We start from the raw sequence: 8,020 nt of genomic DNA on the forward strand, positions 1-8,020 counted from the left end.
TGGTGTTCAGCCCCGATGGGCAAAGGCTGGCTTCTGCAAGTGCTGACAAGACGATCAAACTCTGGGATGTCGCCACTGGCAAAGCTGTGCAAACCCTGACTGGGCATAGGAATTGGGTCAATAGCGTGGTGTTCAGCCCCGATGGGCAAAGGCTGGCTTCTGCAAGTGCTGACAAGACGATAATTATATGGAATTTGGATTTAGATAAGTTAGTCAAAGATGGTTGTGGCTTGCTCAACAATTATTTGGTTGTCCATCCTGAAGTGCTGGAAGAATTAACGGAATGCCAAACTCCGCCTCGGCTGATGCAAGCCGCGACAGTATTAGTTATCCAAGGTGAGAAGCTAGCGCGAAATGAAGATGTTGATAATGCGATTACCAAATTCCGCCAAGCCCAGCAGTGGGATACTAATTTGAGATTTGAACCCCAGGCAAAAGCACAAGAGTTTGTCAACAAAGGCAAGGCTGAACGCTCAGTTGATGAAGGAAATAGTCGCTTACAAGAGAAAAAGTTTAAGGAAGCACTAGCAGCTTATACCGCAGCTCTCAAGTTTGATCCAAAAGCCGAAATTCTTACAAGTTCTTGGAATACACTATGCAGGAACGGGAGTCTGCAAAAACAAGCCGCCGATGTTTTACCAGCCTGTGAACAAGCCGTTGCACTTGTACCTGATGGCAAGAATCGTGATAGTCGTGGTTTGGCTAGGGCGCTGACAGGCGACACCCAAGGCGCGATTGAGGATTTTGAAGCATACATCGCCCAGACTGAAGATAAAGATAGTAAAGCACAACGGCAGCGCTGGGTGAAAGATTTACGGGCGGGGAAGAATCCGTTTACAGATGCAGAGATTAAGAAGTTACGGAATTAGTTTTGACCTCTCTCCTAAGAGGAATTACGGTGTACACACAAGTCGAATTACCCCCCTTAATCCCCCCTTATAAAGGGGGGAAACAGGAAATCTAGTTCCCTCCCCTTTATAAGGGGAGGGTTAGGGAGGGGTAAAACTTACGCTTAAACCCAGATGAGTAAACTGTTTCAGACTTGTGTGTACACCGTAGCCTAAGAGGAGAGAGGCTTTGAATCTTACTCCCCAACGCTACAAGGGTTGGGGCTTTAATAGATTACATTCCTTTAGCAACTGCGATCGCCTGTAATACCATTTCACACAAACCCTGATACATATAGATTTCTCGTAGGGGCACAGCATTGCTGTGCCCCTACCAACGTATTTGTATCATTATTAAAGTAAAACGGTATAACCTCCAATAATCTCTTTTCCCCAAGCGGACTATCTTACTGGTGCGTTGGCGCAGCCCGCCGTAGGCATCGCTCATAATAGATGAAGCCCATAAAGGTAAACTATCTGCAAGAACAAGTATTCTCTATTCTGAAGATATGCAAGATGAGTTAGTAGTAGCTGATCAATTAAAAATTGTGAATCCATTTAAAAAAGGCTAGAAACGGCATCTAAGCTGTCTCTAGCCTTAATTTAGTTAATGGGCAGTACCAGACTCGAACTGATGACGTCCTGCTTGTAAGGCAGGCGCTCTACCAACTGAGCTAACCGCCCAATCCTTAACTAATATAGCAAAACATTTCACATTGCGCTAGTAGTTTTAAGAAAATCTTTTTTCTCTTATACTGACTCAGTATTCAGCACGGGCTAAACGCCCCGCGATCGCTAACAGGATTTAGGATGCCCTCTGGTCGAACGCACGATCGCATTACTATGTATGCTCTGCCGTTGGTGGCGGGCGTTACTTTCTGGCAGACTCGCAGTAGCAATGCGACTTTGTTGGTTGCAGGCGGGTTTCTCTTTGGCGGGCTGATGTTTGGCCCCGATTTGGATATTTACTCTGTGCAATTTCAACGCTGGGGTTTCTTGCGCTGGATTTGGCTACCTTATCAAAAAAGTCTCCGTCATCGTTCTTTTTTATCCCACGGGCCGATTATTGGCACGATTTTGCGGATACTTTATCTGGGGTGTTTGCTGGCTATTTTGGCAATTGTCGTTTTGATGATCGCTCAAAAGTTGGGGAATCTAAGTTTTACTTGGCAGGATTTGGGTGCAACTGTGGGGCGATCGCTCGTGCAATACGATACTGAATATATCGCTTTGTTTTTGGGGTTGGAACTCGGTGCGATGAGTCATTCTCTCAGCGATTGGGGCGGTTCGGCATACAAGCGCTTTCAAAAACAGGGGGTTCGGGGGTTGCTTCCTAGTGGCAAAATTAAGAAGCGGAAAGTTACAAGTCGCGGTAGTCGTCGAACTACAGTTAGCAGAAAGAGCAACGGGAAAACGACAAAGGACAAATGAGAAATGACAAATGAGAAAGTTGAGACTTTGGCGGCGTTGCAGGAATTAATTGAGGTGGTGGCGAAATTGCGATCGCCTGATGGTGGTTGTCCGTGGGATTTGGCTCAAACTGCCCAAACGCTGACGCCTTATGTGATTGAGGAAGCTTATGAGGTGGTGGACGCAATTAAGAGTGGAGATCAGAGTGCGATCGCTGAAGAGTTGGGAGATTTATTATTGCAGGTGGTATTGCAAGGCCAAATCGCTAGTGAATCTGGGCAATTTTCTCTCAAAGAAATAACTCAGGGGATTTCCCAAAAGTTGATTCGCCGTCATCCCCATGTGTTTGGTGATGTGTCGGTGGCAAGTGTGGATGAGGTGCGGCAAAATTGGGAACAAATTAAAGCTGCGGAAAAAGGCGAAGCATCTCCAGACGCGCAAAAACTTAGTGCTAAACTCGCTCGTTATGGGCGCACCCTTCCCCCACTGACGGCGGCAATGAAGATTTCTCAAAAGGCTGCGGCGATCGGCTTTGAATGGGAAAATATTCAGGGCGTTTGGGATAAGTTTCATGAGGAGTTGGGTGAGTTTCAACACGCTTTGGCTGAGGAAACACCCGAACGACAACAAGCAGAATTAGGCGATTTACTGTTTGCAGTTATTCAGCTAGCCCGTTGGCATAATCTTGATCCTAGCGCCGGTTTGCAAGGTACAAATCAGCGATTTGTCCAGCGATTAGAAAAAATGGAGGCAGTTGTTGACCGTCCCCTTTCTGATTACAGTTTGAATGAGTTAGAAATTCTCTGGCAACAGGCAAAAGCCCAACTTGCTCAAGAAGTGAGTGAGGCGGAAGGGCAGAGGGAGGCTTAGAACTTAAAGCTTCAGGCTCAAAGCCTCAAACTCCCCAATCCCTTCTTCAAGATTCTTTAGCATCGAACCACTTATCATATAGCGATTGATAAGTGCCATCTTCTTTGAGACTCAGCAGAGCTTGATTAATTGGTTTGCGGTAGGGACTATTGTTAGGCAGAATGATGCCGTAGCTTTCTTCACGCAAAATACTGCCAACAATCTGTACCTTCCCTTTGCCTTCATGGGCAGCATAGAAGAGGAGTACAGGTGCATCAAACACCACAGCATCAGCTTTTTTTGTCTGTAGAGCATTGTAAGCTTGCTCAATCTTGGTAACTTTTAGAACTGAAATATTATGTTCTCGCAGGTATGTGGCCGCTGTGCTACCCGCAGTTGTAGCTACTACCTTGCCGGGTAAATCGTCTATACTCCTGATATCGCCCTGAAGCTGCTGCACTGTCAATGAGGTGGTAGCGCTGGCTGTAAAGTAGGCGACAAATAGTACTCCGATGAACATCCAGACAATAGCTACTAAGCGTCCCAGTACTCCCTTGGGCATTTCATCAGCTTGGGTGGCTAATGTGGCAGCTGCCCACCAACAGGCTTTGAAAATGCCAGGAAAGTATGATTGAGAAATCATCCCATCTTTGTGATGGCGCTCAGATAACCAAATAATGTGGGCTGCTACAACAATTAGCACTAGGGCAATGCCTATTACCTGCAAGAGGCTAGCAGAGAAAAACAATTGCAAAATATTTGGCAAGGCACTGTTGTTCTTCTCTAGGTTTCGTACCATAATTTGCAGCCCCCCAGCAAAAATGGGTAATGAGAAATCAAAATTCTGCTCGCGTTCGGCTGTAATCGAGATAGCTGAAATCCCCAAGTTGGCTTTGCCGTCCTTAATAGCAGAAAGCAGTTCCGGTACAGTAGAATATTCAATAAATTTAGACTCTACACCTATTTGGTTAGCGATGCTGCGCCAGAGGTCGATACTGAATCCCGATAGTTCACCTTTGTTTGGTAGCACAAAGGGCGGTATAACTCGTGTAGCTACTAATAACGGTTGTTGGAGTTGTGGTTTTTGCGCCAGTCCTGGAGACGCTATTAACAACAATGCCAGAATTCCACCTACTAATCCTATGCAGGTATACAGTGCTAAGGAACGCCTGCTTTTGTTTTTGCGATCATATCTGTCAAAATAACCAATTGAGCTTTTTCTCCCAGCCATAAGTTGGCGAAATCTAGTAGCGATCGCATTTATCATTAGAATTTTCGTAAGCGTTGTGTGCAATGTCTATTTATCATGCCCACCCCATATCAAATATTACGTTCATCATCCCCCTAAAACCAGAACATGGCTAAAACTAAAATTTGATGGTAACGGTTTTAACTTCGGTGTAGTGTTGCAAGCCATATTCGCCTACTTCCCGACCTATACCAGACTGCTTGAATCTATCGAAGGGTGCAGCAGCATCAAATACGTCGTAGCAATTTACCTACATAGTACCAGCCTGGAGATTGTTGGCGATCGCTAACACTTTCTACCCACTCATGGTTAATCAGCAACTTGGTTGGGGCAATTTTGACCTGTTGTCCTAGTACTGTTGCTGTAACCATTAGGTACTCCTGAAATTATAAAAAAATTTGCTTAAATCTACGCCGTGTGCGACTTTCTCTCAAACCTAACCCCCAACCTCTTCTCTACAAGGGTTGGGGAGCAAGAATCAAAACCTCTCGGACTGTGGGGGAGCCAGTGCGTTGCGGTGAGGCAGTCGCTCAGAGGGGGTTTCCCCCATGAGGAACTGCCGTTTGCCCTTGGCGTGCCGGAGGCATCACACGAAGGGGGGTTCCCCCCGTTGTAGCAACTGGCGTGAAAGGAATGGAAGCGGGGTTGCAAAAATAAGTTGCACATCGCGTTAAATCTACTTATTATGTTTGTTGCCGTACAGCACTCTAAATGGATTTCTTGATGAATTTTTTATTTTAGGATAGTAGTTAGAGGTTGAGACCACTATTGTGTGTCTAATTGACTTTGTAGAACTCGCCTTGGAAAGACAAACTTTTATCTTCTGAGCAATTGTTCAAAGAGCAGTCTTTAGCGTACATTTGGACTTATACTTGCTTAATGTTTTTTCAGACTGCGCTTCTTAGTCTTAGTACAGTTTTGTGTAAAAGCGTAGCGTTTTTAATGCAACCCGATGCATTAACAATGCAAGCCAATGCATTAACAATGCAAGCCCACGCATTAACAATGCAAACCGATGCATTAACAATGCAAGCCAATGTATTGGTAGTGCAGAATATTGCCAAGTTGAATTTGCTACGAATTAATGAAATGCTGTACTTAGCAAAGTGAGCAACATGAATGTAAACGGTTTTAGTCAACAAATAGAGACATTGCGCTCACGAGTGATGGAATTATTGCAAAGTACTGCAAGTGAGCCGTACTCAGAACAAGAGCTAACAGCAGAAGCTTTTGAAGGACTTCAAATTGCTTTGGAAGAACTGAAAATTGCCTCCGAGGAACTACAAACAACACGAATGGTAGTAGAGAAGGAGCGTCAGCGCTACCAAGAATTATTTGATTTTGCGCCTGATGGTTACTTGGTAACTGATACCTATGGCACTATTCTGGAAGCTAACCGTACCGCGACAATACACCTCAATGTTTTTCAGCAATTTTTGATTGGCAAACCGCTGCTTACTTTCATTGCCAAGTCAGATCATCAAGCTTTTTTTAATTACTTAACTCAATTGCAGCAGATTGACCGGGGTGGCGAATGGGAAGTGCGTTTACAACCACAGAAAAAAGTCTCTTTTGATGTTGCTTTGACAGTAGTTACTGTCCGTAACCAGGAAGGTAAACCAGTTGCTCTGCGCTGGCTAATGCGCGACATTACCAAACGCAAGCATTTAGAGTCAGAGCGCGAGCAGTTATTTGCCAATGAGCAAGCTGCCCGAATTGCAGCCCAAGCAGCACAGAAGCGCTCTAATTTCTTAGCTGAAGCAAGTAGTGTACTGGCATCTTCTTTAGACTACCGCACCACCTTAACTAGCGTCGCGCAATTAGCAGTGCCTACCCTGGCCGATTGGTGTATTGTAGATGTCGTTGAAAATAATTCAGTGGTCTTTAGTAACCCAGTGATCGCTGCATCTGAACCGCAGAAGGAAGCACTAGTACGAGAACTCCGACAACGCAATTTAATTCCTATCGATGCTGATTATGGACTACCAAAGGTTTTACGGACTGGTGAGCCGGAACTAGTTACAAACATACTTGAGTCTTCATTACAGAGAAAGGCATGGAACGAGGAACATCTCAATCTGCTGCAAGTTAAGTCTTATATGATCGTGCCCCTGCTAGTGCGTAAACGCAAGCTGGGGACAATTGTATTTGCGTCAGCACAACGAGGACGCCATTACACTATTGTAGATTTAGCAATGGCTGAAGAACTTGCCCAACGGGCAGCGTTCGCCATTGAAAATGCACAGCTTTATCGGCAAGCCCAAGAAGCTAACCGAATTAAGGACGAATTTTTAGCGATCGTTTCCCATGAACTTCGTACACCTCTCAACTCTATGCTGGGTTGGGTTCAAATAATACGTAATCGAAAATTGGACGAGGCAATTACCTTAAAGGCACTGGGGACAATCGAGCGGAATGCTAAACTTCAGAGGAAACTGATTGAAGATATCCTGGATATTTCACGCATTGTACAAGGTAAAATCCGCCTAAATATCTGTAAAGTTAACCTTGCACTTGTAATTAACGCAGCGATTGAAGCTGTACATCCGACATCTGAGATTAAGGCTATTCAAGTTGAATCTAAACTTGATTCCTCAGTAGGTGAGGTTATGGGTGATGCAGAACGCCTGCAACAAATCGTCTGGAATTTGCTCTCTAACGCTGTCAAGTTTACACCCAGTGGAGGGCGAGTTGAAGTGTATCTAAAGCAGGTAAACTCAAATGTCCAGATAACTGTGTCTGACACAGGTAAGGGAATTAGTGCTGACTTTCTACCTTATATCTTTGAGCGCTTCCGTCAAGCTGATAGCACAACTACTAGAGTAGACAGTGGCTTGGGGCTAGGACTAGCAATTGTGCGTTACTTAGTAGAAATGCACTCAGGAACAGTCTACGCAGTTAGTGAAGGGGAAGGACGGGGAGCAACATTTACAGTGCTGTTGCCTCTAGTAAAATCGCAACCAGAGCAGTTAATTAAAGAGAGTGAAGTAAAAGTTGATAACCTCTCAACGCTCGACGGCTTGCAAGTACTACTTGTAGATGACAATGCCGATACGCGTGAGTTAATTACCTTTATTCTTCAACAGTCTGGAGCGCAGGTAACGGCGGTTACCTCAGTAGGTGAAGCCTTAGAAGCGCTGGTAAAATTAAGTCCAGATGTTTTAGTCAGTGATATCGGAATGCCAGATGAGGATGGTTATTCGCTGATTCGCAAATTACGGGCGCAGGAAGCTCTTGGTGGGGAAAAAATTCCTGCTATAGCACTGACGGCATTTGCTAGAGATGAAGAACGCAGGCTCGCTCTGCAAGCTGGATTCCAAGTTCATCTATCCAAGCCAATCGAGCCAGAAGAGTTGGTGAAAGTGGTGGCGAACCTGGTCAAAGGCAGCAAACAAGTTTAACGCACAAGTCAAACCAGGGAGAGGTGTTTGTCTTAAGTTGTTTGAGGATAAACGTAATCAGCAAATGCGTAGGCGTAGCGCCGAAATCACAAATGCGATCGCAAACTCTTAAGTAGTCGGAAAAATTTCACTAATGACAGTATAAATTATTTACTTATAGCAGGGGACTGGGGACTGGGGACTCTTTACTGGGGACTGGGTTGAAAGTCTGTTTGTATATAGGT

6 protein-coding genes, 1 tRNA gene and 2 pseudogenes are annotated in these 8,020 nt (G+C 44.9%); 5 read left to right on the top strand and 4 right to left on the bottom strand.

Features of this window, described 5'->3' with window-relative positions:
- Positions 1-869, top strand: a pseudogene (locus tag HWQ41_RS22740) (ribosome assembly protein 4); the annotation flags it as partial.
- A 629-nt stretch (positions 870-1,498) separates the two neighbouring features.
- Here the strand turns inward: HWQ41_RS22740 and HWQ41_RS22745 are convergent.
- Positions 1,499-1,571, bottom strand: a tRNA-Val gene (locus HWQ41_RS22745).
- Positions 1,572-1,697: 126 nt separating this feature from the next.
- Here HWQ41_RS22745 and HWQ41_RS22750 point away from each other — a divergent pair.
- Both HWQ41_RS22750 and mazG read left to right on the top strand, forming a co-directional pair.
- Positions 1,698-2,318 carry a metal-binding protein gene (locus tag HWQ41_RS22750; protein ID WP_292767886.1) on the top strand — a complete coding sequence of 207 codons (621 nt, stop codon included), beginning with the start codon at positions 1,698-1,700 and terminating at the stop codon, positions 2,316-2,318.
- Between the two features lie 3 nt (positions 2,319-2,321).
- Positions 2,322-3,167 (top strand): nucleoside triphosphate pyrophosphohydrolase, encoded by an 846-nt coding sequence (mazG, locus tag HWQ41_RS22755; protein WP_292767889.1) that lies wholly within the window; start codon positions 2,322-2,324, stop codon positions 3,165-3,167.
- Positions 3,168-3,213: 46 nt separating this feature from the next.
- Here the strand turns inward: mazG and HWQ41_RS22760 are convergent, their stop codons facing one another.
- From HWQ41_RS22760 to HWQ41_RS22770, 3 genes and pseudogenes are all read right to left on the bottom strand, one after another.
- Positions 3,214-4,413: a transporter substrate-binding domain-containing protein gene (locus HWQ41_RS22760; protein ID WP_292767892.1), complete on the bottom strand. Its 1,200-nt coding sequence runs from the start codon at positions 4,411-4,413 to the stop codon at positions 3,214-3,216.
- A gap of 100 nt (positions 4,414-4,513) precedes the next feature.
- Positions 4,514-4,591 (bottom strand): annotated as a pseudogene (locus HWQ41_RS22765) (hypothetical protein); the annotation flags it as partial.
- 31 nt (positions 4,592-4,622) lie between these two features.
- Positions 4,623-4,766, bottom strand: a complete 144-nt coding sequence (locus HWQ41_RS22770) for a hypothetical protein (protein WP_292767895.1) — start codon at positions 4,764-4,766, stop codon at positions 4,623-4,625.
- 571 nt (positions 4,767-5,337) lie between these two features.
- Between HWQ41_RS22770 and HWQ41_RS22775 the strand changes: the two genes are divergently transcribed.
- Both HWQ41_RS22775 and HWQ41_RS22780 read left to right on the top strand, forming a co-directional pair.
- Complete coding sequence (locus HWQ41_RS22775) at positions 5,338-5,505, top strand: hypothetical protein (RefSeq protein WP_292767898.1); 168 nt, start codon at positions 5,338-5,340, stop codon at positions 5,503-5,505.
- A gap of 5 nt (positions 5,506-5,510) precedes the next feature.
- Positions 5,511-7,796: an ATP-binding protein gene (locus tag HWQ41_RS22780; RefSeq protein ID WP_292767900.1), complete on the top strand. Its 2,286-nt coding sequence runs from the start codon at positions 5,511-5,513 to the stop codon at positions 7,794-7,796.
- Positions 7,797-8,020: the final 224 nt, after the last annotated feature.

Origin of the sequence: Nostoc sp. NOS(2021) (assembly GCF_017115025.1) — a bacterium.
Lineage (GTDB): Bacteria > Cyanobacteriota > Cyanobacteriia > Cyanobacteriales > Nostocaceae > Nostoc.

Bases quoted from the DNA above. Each gene is read 5' to 3' on its own strand.
- HWQ41_RS22775 (WP_292767898.1), top strand. From the start codon at position 5,338: ATGCAACCCGATGCATTAACAATGCAAGCCAATGCATTAACAATGCAA.
- HWQ41_RS22750 (WP_292767886.1), top strand. From the start codon at position 1,698: ATGCCCTCTGGTCGAACGCACGATCGCATTACTATGTATGCTCTGCCG.
- HWQ41_RS22780 (WP_292767900.1), top strand. From the start codon at position 5,511: ATGAATGTAAACGGTTTTAGTCAACAAATAGAGACATTGCGCTCACGA.
- HWQ41_RS22760 (WP_292767892.1), bottom strand. From the start codon at position 4,413: ATGATAAATGCGATCGCTACTAGATTTCGCCAACTTATGGCTGGGAGA.
- HWQ41_RS22770 (WP_292767895.1), bottom strand. From the start codon at position 4,766: ATGGTTACAGCAACAGTACTAGGACAACAGGTCAAAATTGCCCCAACC.
- mazG (WP_292767889.1), top strand. From the start codon at position 2,322: ATGACAAATGAGAAAGTTGAGACTTTGGCGGCGTTGCAGGAATTAATT.